The following is a 22,378-nucleotide window of genomic DNA, read 5'->3' on the forward strand; positions in this document are numbered from 1 at the left end:
ACGGTGCAGAGTTTCCTGCTGGGCTCGCTGGTGCTCCTGGCCGGAGCGGTGGCCTTCGCCGGCGCCGGGTTGCTGCTGCGGAGCGGCCCCAGCGCCCAGTCCGTGGCGTTCTGCCAGGTCTTCCTGCTCGGCGCCGCGGCGTCCGGCTTCACCTTCATGCTCTTCAGCAAGGTCACCCCGCGCCGCGGCAGGAACTAGGGCCAGCCAAGCCGGCCGCAGCCGGTCAGTGAGGCTGGCGGAGCCCGTGAATTCCGTTTCCTAGAGCTCCACGCCGATCAGCAGCGGTTCCGGGTGCAGTTCAATGCCGAAGCGTTCGACGACGCCGCGGCGCACCTCGCGGGCGATCGCGAGCATATCCGCAGTCCTGGCGCCGCCGCGGTTGGTGATGGCCAGGGTGTGCTTGGTGGACAGCGAAGCCCGGCCGCCCGAGACGCTGCCGGGTTCGAGTCCGAAGCCCTTGCCGTAGCCGGCGTGGTCGATCAGCCAGGCAGCCGAGAGCTTGGTGAGCCCGTCTGCGCCGCCCGGGTACCGCGGGGCGTCATCCGGCAGGTTCGCGGCCACCTCGGCCGCCACGATCGGGTTGGTGAAGAAGGAGCCGGTGGAGTAAGTGTCCCGGTCCGCCCGGTCCCAGACCATGCCCTTGGACGCGCGGAGCCGGAGCACCTCGCGGCGCACCTCGTTCGCGTAGGCCCGCTGGCCTGCCTCCACACCGAGGGCCCTTGCAAGCTCCGCGTAGCGGATGGGGGCGCTCATCCGGCCCAACGGAAGCTGGAACTCCACAGTCAGCACGACGTAGCGCGGCGAGCCGCTGACGGTGGTCTGCTTGAGGATGGAATCGCGGTAACCGAATTTCAGCTCCGAACTGGTGAAGGTCAGGACTGCGTTGCGTTCCCGGTCCCAGGTCCGCACCGCGGCGACCGTCTGGGAGACGTCCGAGCCGTAGGCGCCGACGTTTTGCACGGGGGTGGCACCGGTAGCGCCCGGGATGCCGGACAGCGCCTCGAGGCCGGACCAGGCGTGCAGCACGGCGTGCTGAACCAGGGCGTCCCAGTTGTGGCCGGCCTGGACCACCACGGCCACCCCGCCGCAGGAATCCTCGGCGTTGACGGTGAATCCTTCGGAGGCGATCTTCAGCACGGTGCCCGGGAAGCCGTCGTCGGACACGAGCAGGTTGGAGCCACCGCCGATGATCAGCAACGGCAACCCGGCAGCGTCGGCAGTGCGGACGGTGTCGATGATCTCGGCCTCGGTGCTGGCTTCGATGAAAGTGGCGGCGGGGCCGCCGACGGCAGCCGTGGTCAGGGCGGAAAGCAGAGTCTGGGTCACCCGACCAGCCTAACGGGGATCGTGACCGCGTACCCGATGGTGGACACCAAGGAGACCTGGTCTGCTGCCTTGACGGGATCGTCTGCGTAGGCCAGCCCTGGAACAGGTGCGGACACGAATTGGCCCGTCGCCATGGGGCTAGCTCAGCCTGACGACAGCCTGGGCCTTCATCAGCACCTTCTGGCCGGCCGAGGTGACGGTGAGGTCCACGCGGGCGGTGCCGGCGTCGGCGTCGAGCGCGCCGATGGCCCCGCTGACCTCGATCACCGCACCTGCCCCGGCCGTCCCCGTCGTGTCAGAGACCGGGACCGGCTTGGTGAAGCGGGTCTGGAAATCGACGACGGCGGCGGGGTCGCCGGCCCAGTCGGACACGAGCTGGACGGCGGAGCCCATGGTGAACATGCCGTGCGCGATCACACCGGGCAGTCCCACGCTGGTAGCGAAGGCCTCGTTCCAGTGGATGGGGTTAAAGTCACCGGAAGCGCCCGCGTACTTCACCAGGTCCGAGCGGGTGACGTCGATGCTGCGGCTGCCGATGGTCTGGCCGACAGTGAGTTCTGCAAGTGTGGGTGTCATATCTACTGTCCCTCTCCGCGGACCAGAATGGATGAGGTGGCGGTGGCGACCGGCTCGCGGGCACCCTCGCTGGGACTGCCAAGGGCAAGTGCGAAGATTTCCGAGCGCGTGGTGATCATGGCTCCGCCGCCCATGGCACGGACGCCGTCGACGTGCAGCTCCGCGACCAGCCGGTCGCCGGCGACGATGGGGCGGTGGTGGATGAACCGCTGGTCCGCGTGGACCACACGAGAGAAGTCGATGCCGGAGTCCGGGTCCTCAATGAGCTGGGCGTCCGCTTTTTGCGCCACGATGATCGCGAAGGTGGGCGGGGCCACGAGATCGCGGTGGCCCAGGGCCTCGGCCGCGTCCGCGTCGAAGTGGGCGGGGTGGGTGGCCTTGACCGCGCGGGCGAACTCGCGGATCTTCTCCCGGCCGACGTCGTACACCTCTGCGGCAGGGTAGCTTCGGCCCTGCAGGTCCGGATTGATAGTCATGGCTCCAGCCTAATGTGCCGCCGAACGCGCCGGCCGCCAGGATCGATGCCAGGACCGACGCCAGGGGACCGAACGGGAACGCATCATTGCGGTATGATGAAAACATCAATTCATCAATTCATGGCCGGTCGGGGATATGCGGCGATGGGGAAGCACAGGCAGCAATGATTTCACCAGCGCAAACGCCCTTGTACGAGATCAAGGCGAACCTGTTCAAGGCCCTCGCCCACCCGGCCCGGATCCGTGTGCTCGAACTGCTCTCTGCCGCCCCGGATAACTCGGCGTCCGTCAGCTACCTGCTGGCCGAGACAGGCCTCGAGGCGTCGCACTTGTCCCAGCACCTCGCCACGCTGCGTCGCCATGGGGTGGTGACCTCGTCCCGGTCCGCGAACGCTGTGACCTATCGGCTGGCCCATCCGAAGATCGCCGAATTGCTGGCGATCGCCCGGACCTTCCTCCTCGACAGCCTGGCCGATTCCAACGAACGGCTCAAGCTTGCGCAGGAGCTGCCCAGCGAGCATCTGCAGGGTACCTCTTCATGAGCGTGTCGCTAAGCCGCCTCAGCCGGTTCCTGCCGTCCCGCCGGGACTACGACGGATTGCGCTCCTCCTGGAAAACGGATCTCCTGGCCGGCATCACCGTGGGGATTGTTGCCCTTCCGCTGGCACTGGCCTTCGGAGTCAGTTCCGGCGCAGGCGCCGAAGCCGGGCTCATCACTGCCGTCGTCGCCGGCCTGGTCGCCGCGATCATGGGCGGCTCGCACGTCCAGGTCTCCGGACCCACCGGCGCGATGGTGGTGGTGCTGGCCCCGGTGGTCGCCGCCCACGGAGTCGGCAGCATCGCCTTGGTGTCGCTGATGGCCGGTCTACTGGTGGTCATCCTCGGCCTCAGCGGACTGGGCCGGGCCGTGGCCTTCATCCCGTGGCCTGTGGTGGAGGGCTTCACGCTCGGAATCGCCGCGATCATCTTTCTCCAGCAGGTGCCGCTCGCCACCGGCACCCAGGGGGTACCGGGCCACAACACCCTGGTGGCCGCCTTCGAGAGCGCCTCCCAGGCCACTCTCCCCACCGTGCTGCAGACTCTCGGCGTCGTCGCCGGGGTTGCCGCCGTCATGCTCCTGCTCCCGAAGCTGAACAAGGCCCTGCCCGCGAGCCTGATCGCCGTGCTGGTGGCCACCGTGGCGGCCGAACTGCTGCAGCTGGACATTCCCCGGATCGGTGCCCTGCCGCATTCCCTGTCCGCCCCGTCGGTCCCGTCCCTGGACCCGGCCGCCCTGGGCGGGTTGCTGATGCCCGCGGTATCCATCGCGATGCTCGCCGCCATCGAATCCCTGCTCTCGGCGCGGGTGGCCGCCGGCATGGTCGGCCCCGACGGGAGGCCCTCCGGGGCGTACAGCCCGGACCGGGAGCTCATGGGGCAGGGACTCGCTTCGGTTGCCGCCGGGTTCTTCGGCGGCATGCCCGCCACGGGCGCCATCGCCCGGACCGCGGTCAACGTCCGTTCCGGAGCCAAGACCCGGCTCTCCGCGATAGTGCACGCCTTGGTGCTGCTGGCCATTATCTATCTGGCGGCCGGACTGGTCGGGACGATCCCGCTGGCGGTCCTGGCCGGAATCTTGATGGTCACGGCCACCCGCATGGTCTCCAGGCACACGGTCGGCGCCATCATGCGCTCCACCCGTGCCGACGCCTTCGTGTTCGTCCTGACAGCCCTCATCACGGTGGCCTTCGACCTGATTGTGGCCATCGAGATCGGGCTGGTGGCCGCAGCCCTCTTCACGCTGCGGAAGTTCGCCTCGCTCAGCGGGGTGAAGCGCGAGGAGATTCCGGCACCGCGCGAAGACGGGGACCAGCACATCGCGATCTTCAGGCTCGACGGGGCCATGTTCTTCGGCGCCGCGGAACGCGTCCTGCAGGAAATCAGCCAGGTCAAAGATATCCAGGTGGCCATTATCCGGCTCTCACAGGTGCGGATGCTCGACGCCACCGGGGCCCACACGCTGGTGGAGGTCATCTCGGCACTGGAACTGCGGGGAGTGACGGTCCTGCTGAAGGGCGTCCAGCCGCAACACCTTGAACTCGTGACCAACGTCGGGGTGATCCGTTCGCTGCGGCACCACAAGCACCTGTTCACCTCCCTGCCCGAGGCCGTGGAGCATGCCCGCAGCCACGTGCGCCGGAACGCCGCTGCTAGCGTTTGAGGTTCTTGCGGATCCTCTGGCCGCGGACCACGATCCCGGCAATGTGCAGGATCAGGCCGAGCCCGATCACGGCAAGGGAGGCGACGGCGAGATCCTGATTGCCGGAGCTGTTACCGATCACGTTCAGGATGATGCCGGCGGCGATCAGCCCCATGGCGCTGAAAACGAGCACCTTGTAGGTGGTTGACGCGGTGGCCCAGAATTCGTTCAGCACCGTGTCAGTCTACCGGGGCCGGGGTGCCTGGCCGCGAGCCGTAAATTTCCTGGCGACACTCGAAATGCCGGGCGACACCGGAATACGGGTGCGTCCGGTATTTCGCGCGTCGCGGGGCAAATCCAGCGTCAGAACAGGGACTCCTGGACGGCGGGGACCTCGGAGCCGTGGTCGCCTAGTTCGACGGTCCGCGCTTTCAGCTGGCCAAGGTTGACGACGAATTCAAGGTCGGCGCCGTCGAGCCGGGCCAGCGCAACCGTGCCGCTCAGCGAGTCGATCCGGAACCCGTGCGTACCCGTGCTGAGCTCGTGCGGGTAGGCGTGCCGGACGGCCGGGGCGCAGACCGCAGCCGATACTTCCCCCCGGCGGCGAGTCTGAAGCCGAGCCGTGTCCCCGCGTCGAGCGCCAGGTCGGTGAAGGCGCCGGCAGGGTCCTGCAGGCGCAGCACCGGGCGGACGCCGCCGGCGTCCCATGCTTGCGCAGGTGCTTGTGCCGGTGCGGCATCCCAAAAGACCCCGTGGACCAGATAGCGGGTATCGGTCACGGGGCCTCCTTGGTACGGGGTTGGCTAGACGGCCGGCTGCACCCCAAAGGCTACCGCGAGCTTCATGATCTTCTCGGCGCGGCCCAGGCGCGGCAGGTCGGAGCCGTCGCGGATGACGCGGCCGCTGGCCTCGAAGTCGGCCATGAAGTCAGTGGCCCAGGCGACGTCGGACGGCGTCGGGCTGATGACCTCATTGATGACGTGGGTCTGGTCGATGGCCAGGCACAGCTTGCCCGTCATACCCATCATCACCGTGATGCCGGTCTGCTCGCGCAGGATCGGGTGGTTGGTGCCGACCGTGGGGCCGTCGATGGGGCCCGGCAGGTTCCCCACCCGGCTGGCCACGACGAGCTTGGCGCGCGGGTAGGCCATTGCCTCCGGGGTGGCCGCCATGCCGGTGTCGCGGCGGAAGTCGCCGGAGCCGAACGCGAGGCGGAACGCGCCCTGCGCCCTGGCGATGTTATTGGCTTCCTCGATGCCGACGGCGGACTCGACGAGCGCGATGACCGGCGTCTTGCCGTCCATCCGGTGGAAGCTCTCGGTGACCTGGTCCGCGGACTCTGTCTTGGCCAGCATCACACCGAGCAGGCCCGGGGTGCCGCGGAGGCCGGCGAGGTCGTCAGCCCAGAAGGGGCTCGTGGCGTCGTTGATCCGGACCCAGGCGTTGCCGCCGGCGGTCAGCCAGTCCACAACGTTGGCGCGGGCGGCGTCCTTTTGGGAGGGGTCCACCGCGTCCTCGATATCGAGGATAACGGCATCCGCGCGGGAGACGGCGGACTGGTCGAAGAGCTCGGTTTTCATAGCGTTAACCAGCAGCCAGGAGCGGGCAATTTCAGCTGGGACGTTGCGTTGGGGCCGGATGGTCCCGGCGGTGGTGGTGGAGGTCATGTCTCTACGCTAGCCGCAGAAGGGGGCCTCCGGCCAAGTATTGCGGCCCCCCGGGACGACCAATACGACCAAAATCACGTCCCGGCCCAACCAGCTCGCAGCAGAGGCCGTTCTCAGCGCCCAGAACGGCCTCAACTGCGAGCCAGTTTGGCACGGCGGCTAGGGGATGTTGCTGCCGCGTGCCGTCACCCAGAGCCGGTACCACTCCGCCCGCGTCATGGCGGCCGCGACCCCTGCGGCATCGGCGCACGCTCGGATCCGCTCCGGCTTCGCCGTCCCGATCACCGGGGCAATCCCGGCCGGATGCTTCATCAGCCAGCCCAGCAGGACCGACTCCCCCGTGGTGTTCTTCTCCGCGGCCAGCGCGGCCACAAAGGCCGTCGTGGCCTCCTCCGCCGGGGTCGGCGTTGCGGCCGGCGCCCCCGTGTACAGTCCGCGGGCAAGCGCCCCGTAGGCCTGCAGCGTGATCCCGTGCAGGCCGCAGTACTCGACGGTGCCGTGCGGGAAGCTGTAGTCCGTGCCCTCGGCGTGGTTGACCAGGACCGTGCTTTCCAGCCAGGCCCGCTTCAACAGGCTCATTTCCAGCTGGTTGGCGACCACCGGCGTTTCCAGACGGTCCTGCAGCACCTCGATTTGCGCCCCCGACATGTTGGATACGCCCAGGGCCCGCACCTTGCCCTCTGCCATGAGCTGCCCGACGGCGGAAGCCACCTCGGCGGGGTCCATCAGCGGATCGGGCCGGTGCAGCATCAGCACATCGACGTAGTCCGTCTTCAGCCGGGCGAGACTTTCGTTGACCCGTTCCAGGATGCCTTCCCGGCTCAGGTCGTAGTACGCCTCGAGGCCCTGCTCGCCCAGCCGGATGCCGCATTTGGTCTGCAGCCGGATCTTCTCGCGCAGGCCCGCAGTGCCCGCCAGGACCTCGCCGAACACCGCCTCAGACTTGCCGTTACGGTAGATGTCGGCGTGGTCAAAGAGCGTGATGCCTGCTGCGAGGGCCGCGTCGACGGCGGCAGCCGCCTCGTCAACGTGCGCGGACGAGTACGGCTCGGCCGACCAGCTGCCGCCCAGGCCCATGCAGCCGTAAATCAGTTCCTGCTGAGGTTTCAGCTCCTGCGCCCGCGCCCCAGTCGAGGGGCTCACCGCAGCCATGCAGTGGTGTTGCCGGGCAGCAGCCCGCCGTCGAGCGGGCCGCTGCTGACCAGAACCTCGCCGGCGGGAAGCTCGACGGGCTCGTCGCCGAAGTTGGCGACCGTCTGCCAGCCGCCCGGGCGGCTGAAGCGCAGGACGTCGGCACTTCCGGAGTCCAGCCAGTCGAGCTCCTCCGAGGTCTGGAGTTCGCGGCGCAGCTTGAGGGCCCGGCGGTAGAACTCCAGGGTGGATCCCTCCACGCCGTCCTCGGCAGCGACGGCGTAGCGGCTGAACCAGGCCGGCTGCGGCAGGTGCGCCGCGCCGTCGCCGAAGCCGAACGAGGTGCCTTCCGTTTGCCACGGCAGGGGCACGCGGCAGCCGTCCCGGCCGATCTCGACGCCCTTGTTCCGGAAGAACGTGGGGTCCTGGCGCTGGGCGTCCGGGATCTCCGCGACTTCCTGCAGTCCGAGTTCCTCGCCCTGGTACAGGTACGCGGAGCCAGGCAGGGCCAGCATCAGCAGAGTGGCCGCACGGGCCCGGCGCAGGCCGAGTTCGACGTCGAGCTCCTCAGCGGGAGCACCAGCCAGCAGCCAGCCCTTGCCGTCCTGGCCCTTGGCGTGCCTGCCGCCTCCCTGGGGCAGGCCGTAGCGCGTGGCGTGGCGGACGACGTCGTGGTTGGAGAAAACCCAGGTGGACGATGCGCCGGACTCGGTGGCCTCGGCGAGGTTCCGGGTGATGATTTCGCGGAATTCCTCGGCGTTGAAGTCTGCCTGCAGAAGGTCGAAGTTGAACGCCTGGCCCAGCCCCTGCGGGCTGGCGTAACGTGCGCGGCGGCTGGCGTGAACCCAGGCCTCGGCGACGGCGGTGCGCGGCGGGTTGTACTCGTTGAAGACCTCGCGCCACTCGACGTAGATCTCGTGGACCTCGTCGCGGTCCCAGAACGGGTGCGAACCGTCGTCGTGCCCGTCCGCGCCGGTCCCTGCGGGGTTCAGTTCCACCTTGGACAGCAGCGGCTCGGTGAGGTCCTTGGTCAGGGCATGTGCGACGTCCACCCGGAAGCCGTCCACGCCGCGGTCGGACCAGAAGCGGAGGGTCTTGAGGAAGTCGTCACGGATTTCACGGCTGGACCAGTTCAGGTCCGGCTGTTCCTTGGCGAAGATGTGCATGTACCACTGGCCGGGCGTGCCGTCCGGTTCCGTAATGCGCTCCCAGGCGGGTCCCCCAAAGACCGATTCCCAGTCCGACGGCGGAATCTCACCATTTTCACCCTTGCCGTCACGGAAGATGTAGCGCTCCCGGGCGGCAGAGCCCCGCGGGGAGGCAAGGGCCTCCTGGAACCATTCGTGCCGGTTGGAGGAGTGGTTGGGGACGATGTCGGCGATCAGCTTGATGCCGGCCGCGTGGAGGGCCGCGGACATCGCATCGAAGTCCGCCAGGGTGCCGAGCTTGGGGTCGACGTCGCGGTAGTCGTCAACGTCGTAGCCGCCGTCGGCGAGGGCTGAGGGGTAGAACGGGGAGAGCCAGACGGCGTCGATCCCGAGGTCTTTCAGGTACGGAACCTTTGCGGTGATGCCCTTGAGGTCGCCGAGGCCGTCGCCGTTGGAATCGGAGAAGCTGCGCGGGTAGATCTGGTATACGGACGCCTGCCGCCACCAGTTGGGGTCGGCAGCGGGATCGGAACCGGAGAGGGTTGCCAGCGTGGCGGTGTTGGACAAGGGATGATCCTTCGGAGCTCGGGGCGGGGCTTCTGGTATTTTAGATACAAGCTAAATATATTGCCTGAACAATTATGGGTCCGGATCCGGAAGAGGTCAAGAAATGAAGCCGACGCCAGCCGCTGCCACGCCGCAACTGCTGCGCCGCGTGAATGCCCGGGCCGTGCTGGGCGTCATCCGGGGCACCGAAGTGGCGACCGGGACCGAGCTGATGGACCGGACCGGGCTCACCCGGGCCACCGTCATTTCCGTCTGCGAGGACCTCATCCGGCGCGGCTGGATCAGTGAACTTGACGCCCGGGGCGAGGAGCCCGGCGGCCCGCGGAAGGGCCGTCCCGCCCGGCGTTTCGCGCTCAACGCGACCGCCGGGTACGTCCTGGGGATCGACATCGGCGCCGCCACCACCACCGCGGCCGTCGCGGACCTCCGCGGTCATGTCCTCGGACGCTCCAGCGAATCATTCCGGGCCGCCGACATCCCCGCGGCGGAGCGGATAGGCGTCGTGGACCGCGCCTGCCGCCGGGCGCTCGACGCTGCGGGGACCGACCCCCAAAGGGTACTGGCTGCCGGCGCCGGCATCGCCGCCCCGGTGGACCGCGACGGCAAGGTGCTCGTGACCCAGCACTTCTGGAGCCTGTTCGACGTCGGACTCCGCTCCGCGTTCGCGGACCTGCACGGCTGGACCGTGCTCCTGGAAAACGACGCGAACCTCGCCGTCCTCGGCGAACGCTGGCGCGGTTCCGGTGCCGGCGTGGACGACCTCGTGGTGCTCCTGGCCGGCGAACGGCTGGGCGCCGGGGTGCTGGAGTCCGGCCGGCTGCTGCACGGCAGGGGTGGCGCGGCCGGCGAAATGGGCTACCTGGATATGGTCCAGGGTGTTGGCTCGAGCGACGGCATCGCCAGCCTGGCCCGGCAGTGGTCCGCGGCAGCCGGCGGCCCGTCGCGCGGCGGAACGGCGAGTGCGCGGCGGGTCTTTGAGGACGCGGCCGCCGGCGATGCCGCGGCGCTCGAGATCCTGGACCGGATCTCGGAGCGGATGGCGCGGGTGATCGCCTCCGTGGCAAGCTTCATCAACCCCGAGCAAGTGGTGCTCGGCGGCGCCGTGGCTGAATCTGCCGGGGTGCTGCTGCCGCGCATCACCGCGCTTCTCCCGCGGTTTACCGCGACTCCGCCGCGGGTGACCGTCTCGCCGCTGGGAGATGCGATCGTGACAGTCGGCGCCATCCGGCACGCCCTGGACTACGTCGAGGCAAACGCACTGGATCTGGTGCTGCCGCGGTAGCCGGGGGCGCCGGTGCTGTTGGTCGGGGAACCCGCGCAGTTTTTCCTCAAGATTCGGCAACGATTCGCTACCTAAGCCGAAAGATCGATGCAGCTTGCCGGGTCCGGCGGCGTGCCGTCCGTAGACTGACCTCACTTCCCGGTCTCCCCGGCCGCCTCCCTGAGCCTTCAGCGGGGCGGCCGTCTCATGAAAGAGAAAAGTGAATTCAATACGGAAGACGACAGCGCTTCTGACGGCACTGGTCGTCACTCTAGCCTCGCTCACTGCAGTGACGCTCGCCCCGGCGGTGGGTGCTCCGACGCCGCTTCCGGCAGCCACGTCGGCGCCGACGACTCCAGCAGCGACGAGCCCTGCTGCGACCGCGACTACCGCTTCGGCGCAATCCACACCTACGGCCTGGTCGACGTCGACCACGGCAACCCCGGGAACGGTCCAGTCGCAGACCTTGGCACCTCCGGAACCGGTGTTCACGGAAGTTATCGGCGGCAGCAATCCAACTTCCACCGGAAGTCACGGGAATGCGGCACCAAGGACAAAGGGCGCTGAAGAGCACAAAGCCGCAACCGAGGCCTATTCCCTTGCACGGGGCGGGGACATCAAGGTCAAGTTGGTAATGGTCCAGCTGGCCGACCGGAAAGCCGCTATCCCGGAGTCGGACGCCCGGGCCGCAATCGCAACCAGCAGCGAGTACTGGCAGGCCATGTCGAATGGCAGACTGTCGATGAGCGTCGCCACCGTCGAAAACAGGTCGAGCAGGGCAACCTCCACGCAGACTTATTCATCAATGATGAACACCATCGCGGGCGAGATTGGGTGGGTCCCCAGTTCTTACACGGCACTCGTGGTATTCGTTTCAACTCCGACGTTGTCCGACGGGGCCTACGGCGCCGGCTGGAGCTACAACGGAACCAGCGGACGAGTTCTCATGCCGCTCCCGGCGACACTGACCAAGAGCGTGCTGACTCACGAGTTCGGGCACGTCCTTGGGCTGATGCATGCCAACCGGCTCCGGTGTGCGGACGGAGCCGTGGACACCGCCAGCAACGCCGACGGATCATTTATCAACGGCACGTGCAGCATCGAGGAATACAAGGACAACCTTGACCTGATGGGCGTGTCACAGACCAGCCAGCCGGTGGTCAGTTCGCCCATCTATGAATTTGGCGGGTTCGGCAGCGGCAATGAGGTCAGAAATCTCGGAAAAGCCGTAGGCAAAAAATCCTATGAATTGCGGGCCTGGGGAAGCGCAGACGACAACCGTGCTCTGAAGTTCACGGATCCCGTAAGCGGCGAAATCTACTATCTTGAGCTTCGTCTCCCCGTCGGCAACGACGCTGCAACGGCCCGGAGCGGTAACCGCGGCGTCAAAGTTGTCCAGGCTTACGGCGCAGGTTCCCTCGCACTGCAGCCCAGCACCACCACCTTTAGTGGCTACTACAGCAATAACCAGGCTTGGCAGGCCGGCCAGCGTTTCACCACCCATGCCGGGACCCGCGTCACCATCGACTGGATCTCGGATTCCGCCGCAGGGGTTACTATCGATTCCCTACCCCCTGCAAAGCCATTGCTGATCGCCCCAGGCGATTTCAACGGCGATGGAATCGCTGACCTCATCATGCGCAGGGCCAATGGTGAACTTTGGCTTCACCCCGGAGACGGCGCTGGCAAGTCGTTGCCCGGGAGGCGAATCGGCACGGGCTGGGAGGTTTTCGACAGCATCTTTGGCTCCGGTGACTTCAACGGTGACGGCAGGAATGACTTAGTGGCCAGGAAGTTCGACGGCTCGCTGTGGTTTTATGCCGGATCCGGAACAGTGACCTCCAGCAGTGAAGGCTATCGGCCCGGAGTGAAGGTCGGCGACTTCGGGTGGGACGGCTTCGATGCCCTCATCGGCGTCCGCGACTTCGATGGCGACAGCTACGCGGACATCTTGGCCCGCAGGCCGGACGGTGTCCTGTTCCTATATCCCGGGAACGGCTCGGGGAAGCCCGGCACACCCCGTCAGATTGATTTTGGGTGGCAGATCTTTGACCGACTCATTGCCCTGCAGGATTTCAACGGAGACGGAACAAATGACCTGGCTGGCCGGAGGGAGGACGGAACTTTATGGTTTTACGCCAATACCGGACGGGCCTCCTTTGCCGGGGCCCAGCAAATCGGCACCGGATGGCAGATCTATGACGACATCGTGGGCGTCGGGGACGCTGACAGCGACCGTCTGGCTGACTTCGTGGGGCGCCAGGCCGACGGGAACACCTTTTTTTACGCCGGCACCGCAATGCGGGACCAAGGCTACAAAGGGGCCCGAAAGATTGGCGACTTCGGTTGGGATGCCTTCAACTCCCTGTCCGGCACAAAGGACCTCAACGGAGACAATATTGACGATCTTTTGGCCCGAATGGACGACGGCAGCTTGTGGTTCTACCCCGGCAATGGTAGCGGCGCCTATGCTGCACCTACCAAGATCGGAAAATTCGGCTGGGAGGTCTTTGACTCTCTGACCGGCATCGGCGACTTCAGTGGAGACGGTAAGAACGACCTTCTTGCGCGCAAACCAGACGGCACTTTGTGGTTTTACCCCGGAACAGGCCGCGTAGACGCCACCAATTCCGGCCTCGCCAGTCCGATCAAGATCGGGGACTTCGGCTGGGAGGCATTCACGTCTCTCACTGCAGTCAGGGACCTCAATGGGGACGGGAAAAACGATCTCCTAGGTCGAATGGCGGACGGGTCCTTGTGGCTGTACGCCGGCACCGGCCGGGTGAATTCCACGTCTAACGGCTACGCCGGAGGTCAGAAGGTCGGCAACTTCGGGTGGGACGTATTCGACCACTTGTTAGGGGCCGGGGACTACAACTCGGACGGCAAGAACGATGTCCTCGCACGTATGCCTGACGGCACTCTGTGGATGTATCCAGGTACGGGCACCGGAAAATTCTCCACCCCCCGGCGAGTGGGGACCGGCTGGAACATCTTCGACAGTGTTGTAAGCGCGGGCAATTTGGACCGTGACAGCTTCCCGGACATTATCGCCCGACGGCCAGACGGCTCGCTGTGGTCATATGCAGGAACGGGAATGCAAACGAATGAGGGGTATCTGGGGCGCGCCTACGCGGGCGGCCTGTAACGAGGGAAGGATGCCGCACTCGTTGCGCGCCGTGGGCGAACGTTTGTCGGCCTGGCGATGGCGGCCAAGTCGCTCGAGTTGCCTCATCCTGACGGGAGGCAGGGGCGCCCTCAAGGGAGCACGTGCAGCGTCGTCCACTGGTTCAGGTCAGCAACATCTCAGTCTTCGGGGCCTGGATGTCGGTAAGAGTGCGCATCAGGCGGCGGGAGTGATCCGGCAGGCATGCACGTTGCCTCAACTTGCCCGGAGGCGGCTGCCACTAAATGAGGGACATCATCGGCCTTGGCGCCCCGGCCCGGTCTTCCGCGGGCAGCACCGATCCAGACTGGGCAACAGGGAAAACAAGCGGTCTCTACCGGGCTGCCTACGCCCACTTAGGCGCTGCACCGTCCATTTGGCCCGGCTCAGGGACGTCGCCCTGTCCGTGGACCACCAGGCCTACACTGCTTGAGCACGGAGCAAGAGGCCGCCGATCGTCAAAGACGCGGCCGGAAGGCCCACCCACGGGCTCAGCGAGACTCCCGGCCAGTCGGGGACCCACGGCGGGTCCGGGTATGCTCAGGCCAGCGTTTCCAACGCAGCCGCCAGCGGCAGCGTTCCGTCCCGGAACTCAACGGTGCGCCGGATGGTTGCGGGCAGGCCCAGCACCGCCGCCGCGACAAGAGAGACGTTCCCCCGTGCCGTGTCCGTGCCGTCCGAGGTGTCCGCGGGGTTGACCTCGATCAGGCCGTTCCCGGGTCCGTCGGTGAGGGAACCCGGGCCGAGAATGGTCCAGTCCAGCCCTGAGGCCCGCAGGTGGGCGTCAGCGGCAGCCTTGGCTTCTGCGTAGGCGAAGAAGGAGTTGTCCGCGGGTACTCCGTGATCCGGCCCGGCGCCGAGGTAGGAGACCATGATGTAACGCGCGACGCCGGCCTCGGCCGCCGCGTCCATCGACCGGATGGCTGCGTCGCGGTCCACCGTGTAAGTGCGCTCCGGGCTCCCGCCGCCTGCGCCCGCGGACCAGACCACGGCGTCGTGGTGCCGCAAGGCCCCGGCGATTTCCGCCGTCGTCGAATGCTCCACGTCCAAAACGACGGGCGTAGCGCCCCTGGCTTCGACGTCTGCGCGGTGATCCGGGTTGCGGATGAACGACGTGACATCGTTCCCATCCGCTGCGAGGATCCTGGATAGTTCCAAAGCCACTTTGCCGTGGCCGCCAATGATTGCGATTCGCGTCATGGAACCATTCTGCCCCGGATCGCCACTAAGCGCCCCTTGTGCCATCGCCTGGGGCCCTTGCGGGCGCCCAGAGGGACCCTGAGTGGCAGCCCAACGGGATTAAACAAAAGGACCCCGCAGGCTGGGCCTGCGGGGTCATTCTGTAGCGGCGGGGAGGCTCGATCTCCCGACCTCACGATTATGAGTCGTGCGCTCTAACCAACTGAGCTACGCCGCCATAAATGAGGAAAACCTGCGCTAAGCCGGTCAAAAACCGCCTTGACACAGGCCCTCATTCCGAGCCCCCCACCGGAATCGATCCGGTGACCTCGTTCTTACCAAGAACGCGCTCTACCACTGAGCTAGGGGGGCAACGAGTAAATACTTTACCGGAAGATTGCCTGCTCAACAAATCGGCACCGGGGCGAGGAGGAACCTGCCGAAACCGGCGGGAATCCGGAGCGTCCCGGGCCTGGATCCGCCCAGGAACGGGACCCGCGGGCGCGCCGAACGCCCCGATGTGACGAAGCGAACTTAAACAAGAACGGGCCGGCTTTTGAGCCGGCCCGTTCTCAGGGTGATTCAGTGCTTAGAACCAGTGCTTACCACTTGGTGCGGGGCTTGCGTGCCGCGTCCGAGCCGACGCCGCGCTCGGCGCGGTCGCTGAAGGAGCGTCCGCCCCGGTCAGCGGAGGACCGCTCGCCGTCGGTCTTGCGGAATTCGCGCTTGAAGCCGCCGTTGCCCTTGAAGTTGCCGCCACGGTCGCTGCCGCCGGAGAACCCGCCGCGGTCGCCGCCGCGGCTGCCACCCTGGTAGCTGCTGCCGCCGCCCGAGGGCTTACGGCCGTTGTCCAGCTCGAGGTGGATCAGCTCGCCGCCGATCCGGGTGCGGGACAGTGCCTTGAGCTGATCGGCGCTCAGATCCGCCGGGAGTTCCACGAGGGAGTGGTCCGAGCGGATGTCGATGCCGCCAATCTGGGCCGAGGAGATGCCGCCTTCGTTCGCGATGGCGCCGACGATGGAACCCGGCATGACGCGCTGGCGGCGTCCGACGGCGATCCGGTACGTGGCGTTGCCTTCGGTCAGGCTGCGGGTCGGGCCGCGGGAGCCGAAGCCGTCCTTGGCGCGTTCGCGCTTCTGGAACTCGGGAGCGGCAGGCAGTTCCTTGACCAGGAGCGGCTGGCCGCCCTGAGCCATGACTGCCAGTGCCGCGGCAATCTCGGCGGCCGGCACGTTGTGCTCCTCCTCGTAGGAGGAGATGAGGTCGCGGAAGGCCGAGACATCCTGGGACGCAAGCGTCTCGGTGATCTTTTCGGCAAACTTGCCCAGCCGCAGCGTGTTGACGGATTCGGCCGTGGGCAGGTGCATCTGCTCGACGGGCTGGCGGGTTGCCTTCTCGATCGAGCGCAGCAGGTACTTCTCCCGCGGCGTCATGAACAGGATCGCGTCACCGGAACGGCCTGCACGGCCGGTGCGGCCGATGCGGTGGACATAGGATTCGGTGTCGTGCGGGATGTCGTAGTTGACAACGTGGCTGACGCGCTCGACGTCCAGGCCGCGGGCCGCGACGTCGGTGGCGACAAGGATGTCGATCTTGCCGTCACGCAGGGCCTCAACCGTGCGCTCACGCTGCTGCTGCGGGATGTCGCCGTTGATGGCGGCAGCCTGGAAGCCACGGGAGCGCAGCTTGTCGGCCAGGTCCTCGGTAGCCATCTTGGTGCGCACGAACGCGATGACGCCCTCGAACTCTTCGACCTCGAGGATGCGGGTCAGCGCGTCAAGCTTGTGCGGGCCCATGACCTGCAGGTAACGCTGGCGGGTGTTGGCGCCGGTGGTGGTCTTGGACTTGACCTGCACCTCCGCCGGGTTGTTCAGGTACTGCTTGGACAGCCGGCGGATCTGGCTCGGCATCGTGGCGGAAAACAGTGCCACCTGGCGGCCCTCGGGGGTCTGCTGGAAGATCTGCTCCACATCTTCGGCGAAGCCCATGCGGAGCATCTCGTCGGCCTCGTCCAGCACCAGGTACTGGAGTTCGGACAGGTCGAGGGAACCCTTGGCGATGTGGTCGATCACGCGTCCCGGGGTACCGACAACAACCTGGGCGCCGCGGCGCAGGCCGGCGAGCTGGGGGCCGTAGGCCGAGCCGCCGTACACCGGGAGGACGGTGAAGTCATCGATGTGCTTGGCGTAGGAGGTGAAGGCCTCGGCGACCTGGAGCGCAAGCTCACGGGTCGGGGCGAGGACCAGGGCCTGGGTCTTGCGGGACGGGCCGTTGAGGTCGTGGAGCTCGGCCAGGCGGGACAGTGCCGGTACTGCGAATGCTGCAGTCTTACCGGTTCCGGTCTGGGCCAGGCCCACGACGTCGCGGCCTTCGAGCAGCAGCGGGATGGTTGCTGCCTGGATCGGGGACGGCTTCTCGTAGCCGACGTCCTGCAGGGCAGCGAGGACGCGGGCGTCGATGCCGAGGTCAACGAACTTGACGCCGTCATCCTCGGTTTCTTCGGCCTTGGCCGGAGCGGCCTTGGTCTCGTCCTTGGCGGCTGTGTCAGCCTGCGCGGCGGGCTCGGCAGCAGCCGGGGCCTCAGTGTCCGCAGGAGCCTCGGTGAATTCCGGGGCGGAGCCGGCTGCGGGGGCAGCCGTTTCAGAAGTCTCGACGTCGACCTGGCTGTTCTCGGTGGAGAGTTCGGTGTCGACGGAGTTGTTCTGATTTTCGGGCATAGGTGAAATATCCTCATCCATAGGGGCCAAGCGGCACAACCCGAGGTGAGCGGAGCCGCAGTACGCGTGACCGAAACATGCCGGGCATACTTTGACCGGCCGGTCACATAGAAGTCCGGCGCTTTCGCAATCCCGTGGCAGGACTTCCCGCTGCATCTCTTGGCTGCTATCACAGCAGTCTGTACAGCGTTTTCTTTAGCCGGCTCTCCCTATGAAAATGCCCGCATCTCAATGCGCGGGCCCCAACACTTACCAGTCTTGCCTCAAGAATTGGGCAGGAAATAAGGGATTTCCGGAGTGGGGGATAGTTCAAGTGTAGGGCATCGATCCGCGCAAGGGTAAATCGAACGGCTCACGACGGCGGTGAGCTTGCGCACACAGGCCCCCGCCCCGGGGTGCAGCCAGGGGGGCAGTCAGTCCGCCGTCGGTCGTCTAGACTCCGAGCCGGCGCTGCAGCTGCTCGAAATACTCGTGGTACTCGGGCTGGAGGCGGATCTCGCCATCGGCGTCGGCGTCCCGCAGGGCCTCCATGTCCTCGACCGTGGGATCGCTGAACCATTTGCTGATGCTGACCCCGTGGACGGGAATGAAGATCCGGTGGATATGGTCCCCGGCCTGGATGGTGCCTGTCCGGACCACCCTGAGGTAGCTGCCCACGCGGCCGGACTCGCTGAACCGTTTCACCCAGTGCGGGACGTCCATCCGCCGCTGGAACGTGGCGCAGGGTAGGCGGGGTGAGGTCACTTCGACCTCGACATCGAGTCCGATCTTCCACCGTTCGCCAATGATCGCGTCGCTGGCGCTGATGCCGGCGACGCGGAGGTTCTCGCCGAAGATGCCCGGCGGCAGTTCGCGCTGCAGCTCCGCGGCCCAGTGGTCGGCGTCGTCCTGGGAGTAGGCGTAGAGGGCCTGGTCTTCGCCGCCGTGGTCGATCCTGCTGGCCTGGATGTCGCCGTGCAGGCCCAACCTGTGCACCCGCACGGGTCCGTCGACGGGACGCTTGTCAATGGCGGTGACGCCCACGGACCCCGGGTCTTTCAGCAGCTGGTGTACGCGGCAGACGGCAAGCACTGATGCGGTGTCCATGGCACCAGTGTAGGCCTGTGTCCCATCCGGGGCTCCGACTGGACATGTCCTCCGCAGCCTGCCGCACCCGTCCGGCGCTCCAGCCCGGTTGCCCGGTCAAGACCGTAGGATGCTCGCATGAGCAACGAGGCTGATGTTTCCGACGTCCTGGCGATCGATTCTCTGTTGAGCGCCGGGGAACTGGCCGTGCGGGAACGGATCCGCGATTTTACGAACCAGCGGATCCGCCCGGGCATCGCTCGCTGGTATGACGAGGGTGTGTTCCCGCTCGAGCTGGCGCCGGAACTGGGCGAACTCGGAGTTCTCGGCATGCAGCTGGAGGGCTACGGCTGCCCAGGCCGCTCCGCCGTCGAATACGGCCTCGCCGCGATGGAGCTGGAGGCGGGCGATTCCGGCATCCGCACGTTCGTGTCCGTGCAGGGCTCCCTCGCCATGACGGCCATCCACAAGTGGGGCTCGGAGGAACAGAAACAGGAGTGGCTCCCCCGGATGGCCGCCGGCGAGGTGATCGGAAGCTTCGCGCTGACCGAACCCACCGCCGGCTCGGACCCCGCCTCGATGACGACCTTCGCCCGGCGTGACGGCACGGGCGGCGACGCCGGCTGGATTCTCGCCGGGGCCAAACGCTGGATCGGGCTCGCCTCCGTGGCGGACGTGCTGGTGGCGTGGGCCATGACCGACGACGGCGTCCGCGGCTTCCTCGTGCCCGCCGCCACCCCCGGAGTCACGGCGACGCCGATCAGCCGGAAGCTCTCGATGCGCGCCTCGATCCAGTGCGATGTGACGTTCGACGGCGTCCGGCTGGGCCCGGAGGCAGTGCTCCCGGCGGCGCGCGGGCTGGGGGGACCGTTCAGCTGCCTGAACGAGGCCCGGTACGGGATCGCGTGGGGCGCGATGGGCGCGGCCAGGGACTCGTACGAGGTTGCGTTGAAGTATTCCCAGGAGCGGCTGCAGTTCGGCAAGCCGCTCGCCGGATACCAGCTGACCCAGGAGAAACTGGTGAACATGCTGCTGGAGATCCAGAAGGGCACGTTGCTGGCGCTGCAGCTGGGCCGGCTCAAGGACGCCGGGCAGTTGCGGCCGGAGCAGATCTCGCTGGGCAAGCTCAACAACGTTCGCGAGGCGATCGCCATCGCCCGCGAGGCCCGCACCATCCTGGGCGGGAACGGGATCACCCTGGACTATTCCCCGCTCCGGCACGCCGCCAACCTCGAGTCGGTCCGCACCTACGAGGGCACCGACGAGGTCCACACCCTGATCCTGGGCCAGCACATCACGGGGCTGGCGGCTTTCCGCTAGCCCCGAGGGGGCATTTCACGGCAGTGTTTAGCGTCAGCATTGCCGTGAAATGCCCACTCGCGCAGCGTCGGGAAGACTACGAGTCGCTGCTAAGCCCCGGCGCGCAGCGCGGCGCGGGAGGGCCGGTAGGCGAGCGCCCAATAGACGAGCATCGCGGTGCCGCAGAGCACGCCCAGGCTCGCCACGATGAGCTGCCACTGGGTCTGCGGATCCTTGCCCCACTCGTGGGCGCCGGCCATCACGGCGAGGTACTTGGGCGTCAGGTAGAACGCGACGGCGCTGAACGCCACGATGATCCAGCCGGCCAGCCGCATCTTCCCGTCCCGCGAGGGCACCCGGTGGATCGCGAACCCCATCGAGGGCAGCGCCACGGCCATCCAGACCCAGTGGTGGGACCAGGACACGGGGCTGACCAGCAGCATCAGCACGGCGGTGGCGGAGACGGCGACGAAGTTCTCTCCGGCGTCGACCGCCCATTTGATCACCAGCGCGGCCACGGCCGCCAAGACGAGGGAGATTGCCAGCCACACCACGGACGTCAGGCCCGAGTCCGGCAGGCCCAGGTGCAGCAGCAGGCCCTTGACCGAGAGGTTGTCCATGTAGGCCGGCCCGCCGATCCGTCCGGTGTCCGGCAGGATCTTGGTCCAGAACGTGACGGTGGCTGTGGGCAGCAGCAGCCAGGCTGCGGCGATGGAGCCGAAGAAACCGGCCGCCATCCAGCCGAGGGCCTTGAAGTCGCGGCGGACCAGGAAGTAGAGGCCGAACGCGAGCGGAGTCAGCTTGATGCCGGCCGCTACCCCGATCAACAGCCCCGCCGGCCAGCGGAGCCGGCCGGCCCGCACCTTCGCGTAGAGCGCGAAGTCCGCCAGGATCAGGCCCATGAGGATGATGTTGATCTGGCCGAAGTCGAAGGTGTCCCGCCAGGGTCCCAGGAGCAGGATCGCCGCCGTCCCGGCAAGGGCCGCCGAGCGGAACCGCCAGTCGGCTAGGGCATCCCGCCAGCGGCCGAGGCGGAAGTAGTGCCTGGCCAGCCAGGCGGAGACGATGACGGCGCCCAGCAGCGCGGCCGTGATGAACACCAGGCTCCCGATGCCCTGGCCCAGGCTGGCGAGCGCGGCAAAGATCAGTGCGGCGAAGGGCGGGTAGGTGAAGGGGAGCCCGTCCCGCGGCGCGTAGAGCTCATTGACGCCCGTCTCGCCGGTCTGGAGCACCCGGCTGCCGCCGTAGAAGTACACCTCGAAATCGTTCATCAGCGGGATGTAGGCGGTGTACAGGACCACGAGGGCGGCGACGACGGCGAGCGCGCCGGCCGCCGTCGCTAGCCAGCCGAGCGCAGTGGAGGACGTCGCCCTGGTGGTGGTTGTCACGGGTGGCTAGCTGCCCGTCTCGAGGTCGGCGAGGCTGGAGAGGGCCCGCTCGAGGTCCGCGATCAGGTCCTCGACGTCCTCGATGCCGCAGGAGAGCCGGATCAGGTTGACCGGAACAGCCAGCTCGGTGCCCTTGACCGAGGCGTGCGTCATTTCCGAGGGGTAGTTCATGAGGGATTCGATGCCGCCAAGGGATTCCGCGAGCGTGAACACCGAGGTAGATTCGGCCACTTTGCGGGCTGCCGCCTCGCCGCCCTTGAACTGCACGGAGATCATGCCGCCGAACTTCTTCATCTGCTTCTTCGCGAGCTCGTGGCCGGGGTGTGAGGGCAGGCCCGGGTACAGCACGGCCTCCACTTCGGGGCGCTGCAGCAGCCATTCGGCCACGGCCTGGGCGTTGTCGCTGTGCCGGTCCATCCGGACGCCCAGGGTCTTGAGTCCGCGGGTGGTGAGGAACGCGTCCATCGGCCCGGAGATGGCGCCGACGGCGAACTGCACGAAGCCGATCTTCTCGGCGAGTTCGGCGTCGTTGACGATGATCGCACCTCCCACAACGTCGGAGTGGCCGCCGATGTACTTGGTGGTCGAGTGCACCACGACGTCGGCGCCCAGGGCGAGCGGGTTCTGCAGGTACGGCGAGGCGAAGGTGTTGTCCACCACGAGTAGGGCGCCGGCGTCGTGCGCCAGCCTGGCCAGGGCCTCGATGTCGGTGATCTTCATCATCGGGTTCGACGGCGTCTCCACCCAGACCAGGCGGGTCGTGCCGCCGCCGGATCCGCCCGCCGCGACGGCGGCCGCGACGGCGTCAAGATCGGACATGTCCACCGGGGTGTTTCCGATGCCCCACTCCCCCAGGACACGGCTGATCAGCCGGTAGGTGCCGCCGTAGGCGTCGTTGCCGAGCACAATGTGGTCACCGGGCCGGGTCAGGGCGCGGATCATCGAGTCCTCGGCGGCGAGTCCTGAGCTGAAGGAGAACGCGGCGGAGCCGCCCTCCAGCGCCGCCAGCTGTTCCTGCAGCGAGTCCCGGGTGGGGTTGGTGCCGCGGCCGTATTCATAACCGGCGCGCAGCACGCCGATCGCTTCCTGGGCATAGGTGGAGGAGAAGTGCACGGGCGGGACGACGGCGCCGGTGCGCGGCTCGAACGCCTGGCCCGCATGGACGGCACGAGTGTTGAAGCCGGCGGTTTGTGCGGAAGAGCTTTCTGGCAAAGACATCTGCGGTCCTTTCGG

19 protein-coding genes, 2 tRNA genes and 1 pseudogene are annotated in these 22,378 nt (G+C 67.2%); 6 read left to right on the top strand and 16 right to left on the bottom strand.

Going from position 1 to position 22,378, the window contains the following annotated elements; all coding sequences use genetic code 11:
• Window positions 1–198, top strand: a pseudogene (locus tag BJG92_RS10250) (hypothetical protein); the annotation flags it as partial.
• 60 nt (window positions 199–258) lie between these two features.
• Here the strand turns inward: BJG92_RS10250 and BJG92_RS10255 are convergent.
• From BJG92_RS10255 to BJG92_RS10265, 3 genes are all read right to left on the bottom strand, one after another.
• A complete protein-coding gene (locus BJG92_RS10255) occupies window positions 259–1,326 on the bottom strand; it encodes a UDP-N-acetylmuramate dehydrogenase (RefSeq protein WP_232083907.1) in 1,068 nt (355 codons plus the stop codon).
• A gap of 138 nt (window positions 1,327–1,464) precedes the next feature.
• Window positions 1,465–1,902: a MaoC family dehydratase gene (locus tag BJG92_RS10260; RefSeq protein ID WP_232083908.1), complete on the bottom strand. Its 438-nt coding sequence runs from the start codon at window positions 1,900–1,902 to the stop codon at window positions 1,465–1,467.
• 2 nt (window positions 1,903–1,904) lie between these two features.
• Complete coding sequence (locus BJG92_RS10265; protein ID WP_232083909.1) at window positions 1,905–2,378, bottom strand: MaoC family dehydratase N-terminal domain-containing protein; 474 nt, start codon at window positions 2,376–2,378, stop codon at window positions 1,905–1,907.
• Window positions 2,379–2,542: 164 nt separating this feature from the next.
• Between BJG92_RS10265 and BJG92_RS10270 the strand changes: the two genes are divergently transcribed.
• Window positions 2,543–2,920 (top strand): helix-turn-helix transcriptional regulator, encoded by a 378-nt coding sequence (locus BJG92_RS10270; protein ID WP_232083910.1) that lies wholly within the window; start codon window positions 2,543–2,545, stop codon window positions 2,918–2,920.
• Window positions 2,917–4,578, top strand: a complete 1,662-nt coding sequence (locus tag BJG92_RS10275; protein ID WP_232083911.1) for a SulP family inorganic anion transporter — start codon at window positions 2,917–2,919, stop codon at window positions 4,576–4,578. The genes BJG92_RS10270 and BJG92_RS10275 overlap by 4 nt, the downstream gene beginning before the upstream one ends.
• Here the strand turns inward: BJG92_RS10275 and BJG92_RS10280 are convergent.
• The 5 genes from BJG92_RS10280 to BJG92_RS10300 all read right to left on the bottom strand — a co-directional run bounded on the left by BJG92_RS10280 (window position 4,568) and on the right by BJG92_RS10300 (window position 9,070).
• Window positions 4,568–4,792: a DUF3188 domain-containing protein gene (locus BJG92_RS10280; protein ID WP_232083912.1), complete on the bottom strand. Its 225-nt coding sequence runs from the start codon at window positions 4,790–4,792 to the stop codon at window positions 4,568–4,570. The genes BJG92_RS10275 and BJG92_RS10280 overlap by 11 nt on opposite strands.
• A gap of 265 nt (window positions 4,793–5,057) precedes the next feature.
• Window positions 5,058–5,336: a hypothetical protein gene (locus BJG92_RS10285; RefSeq protein WP_232083913.1), complete on the bottom strand. Its 279-nt coding sequence runs from the start codon at window positions 5,334–5,336 to the stop codon at window positions 5,058–5,060.
• 24 nt (window positions 5,337–5,360) lie between these two features.
• Window positions 5,361–6,224, bottom strand: coding sequence for a CoA ester lyase (locus BJG92_RS10290; protein ID WP_232083914.1), 864 nt, complete (start codon window positions 6,222–6,224; stop codon window positions 5,361–5,363).
• Window positions 6,225–6,383: 159 nt separating this feature from the next.
• Window positions 6,384–7,334: an aldo/keto reductase family oxidoreductase gene (locus BJG92_RS10295; protein WP_269461913.1), complete on the bottom strand. Its 951-nt coding sequence runs from the start codon at window positions 7,332–7,334 to the stop codon at window positions 6,384–6,386.
• A gap of 29 nt (window positions 7,335–7,363) precedes the next feature.
• Window positions 7,364–9,070, bottom strand: a complete 1,707-nt coding sequence (locus tag BJG92_RS10300; protein WP_232083915.1) for a glycoside hydrolase family 13 protein — start codon at window positions 9,068–9,070, stop codon at window positions 7,364–7,366.
• Between the two features lie 103 nt (window positions 9,071–9,173).
• Here BJG92_RS10300 and BJG92_RS10305 point away from each other — a divergent pair, with 103 nt between their 5' ends.
• Window positions 9,174–10,352 carry an ROK family protein gene (locus tag BJG92_RS10305; RefSeq protein ID WP_232083916.1) on the top strand — a complete coding sequence of 393 codons (1,179 nt, stop codon included), beginning with the start codon at window positions 9,174–9,176 and terminating at the stop codon, window positions 10,350–10,352.
• Window positions 10,353–10,922: 570 nt separating this feature from the next.
• On the opposite strand, the gene BJG92_RS10310 is transcribed toward BJG92_RS10305, so the two are convergent.
• Window positions 10,923–11,120, bottom strand: coding sequence for a hypothetical protein (locus BJG92_RS10310; protein ID WP_232083917.1), 198 nt, complete (start codon window positions 11,118–11,120; stop codon window positions 10,923–10,925).
• A gap of 157 nt (window positions 11,121–11,277) precedes the next feature.
• Between BJG92_RS10310 and BJG92_RS10315 the strand changes: the two genes are divergently transcribed.
• Window positions 11,278–13,479: an FG-GAP-like repeat-containing protein gene (locus tag BJG92_RS10315; protein ID WP_269461914.1), complete on the top strand. Its 2,202-nt coding sequence runs from the start codon at window positions 11,278–11,280 to the stop codon at window positions 13,477–13,479.
• 558 nt (window positions 13,480–14,037) lie between these two features.
• Here the strand turns inward: BJG92_RS10315 and BJG92_RS10320 are convergent.
• The 5 genes from BJG92_RS10320 to BJG92_RS10340 form a co-directional block, all read right to left on the bottom strand.
• Entirely contained in the window at window positions 14,038–14,697 is a 660-nt protein-coding gene (locus BJG92_RS10320; protein WP_232083919.1) for an SDR family oxidoreductase, read from the bottom strand.
• Window positions 14,698–14,840: 143 nt separating this feature from the next.
• Window positions 14,841–14,914 (bottom strand) — tRNA-Met (locus BJG92_RS10325).
• A gap of 62 nt (window positions 14,915–14,976) precedes the next feature.
• Window positions 14,977–15,048, bottom strand: a tRNA-Thr gene (locus BJG92_RS10330).
• A gap of 230 nt (window positions 15,049–15,278) precedes the next feature.
• Window positions 15,279–17,393 carry a DEAD/DEAH box helicase gene (locus tag BJG92_RS10335; RefSeq protein WP_232083920.1) on the bottom strand — a complete coding sequence of 705 codons (2,115 nt, stop codon included), beginning with the start codon at window positions 17,391–17,393 and terminating at the stop codon, window positions 15,279–15,281.
• A gap of 432 nt (window positions 17,394–17,825) precedes the next feature.
• A complete protein-coding gene (locus tag BJG92_RS10340) occupies window positions 17,826–18,479 on the bottom strand; it encodes an MOSC domain-containing protein (protein WP_232083921.1) in 654 nt (217 codons plus the stop codon).
• Between the two features lie 117 nt (window positions 18,480–18,596).
• Between BJG92_RS10340 and BJG92_RS10345 the strand changes: the two genes are divergently transcribed.
• Complete coding sequence (locus BJG92_RS10345; protein ID WP_232083922.1) at window positions 18,597–19,778, top strand: acyl-CoA dehydrogenase family protein; 1,182 nt, start codon at window positions 18,597–18,599, stop codon at window positions 19,776–19,778.
• A gap of 89 nt (window positions 19,779–19,867) precedes the next feature.
• Here the strand turns inward: BJG92_RS10345 and BJG92_RS10350 are convergent, their stop codons facing one another.
• Window positions 19,868–21,145: a glycosyltransferase 87 family protein gene (locus tag BJG92_RS10350; RefSeq protein WP_232083923.1), complete on the bottom strand. Its 1,278-nt coding sequence runs from the start codon at window positions 21,143–21,145 to the stop codon at window positions 19,868–19,870.
• Window positions 21,146–21,151: 6 nt separating this feature from the next.
• Complete coding sequence (locus BJG92_RS10355) at window positions 21,152–22,363, bottom strand: cystathionine gamma-synthase (RefSeq protein WP_232083924.1); 1,212 nt, start codon at window positions 22,361–22,363, stop codon at window positions 21,152–21,154.
• Between the last annotated feature and the right edge of the window lie 15 nt (window positions 22,364–22,378).

Origin of the sequence: Arthrobacter sp. SO5 (assembly GCF_020532805.1) — a bacterium.
Taxonomy (GTDB): Bacteria; Actinomycetota; Actinomycetes; order Actinomycetales; family Micrococcaceae; genus Arthrobacter.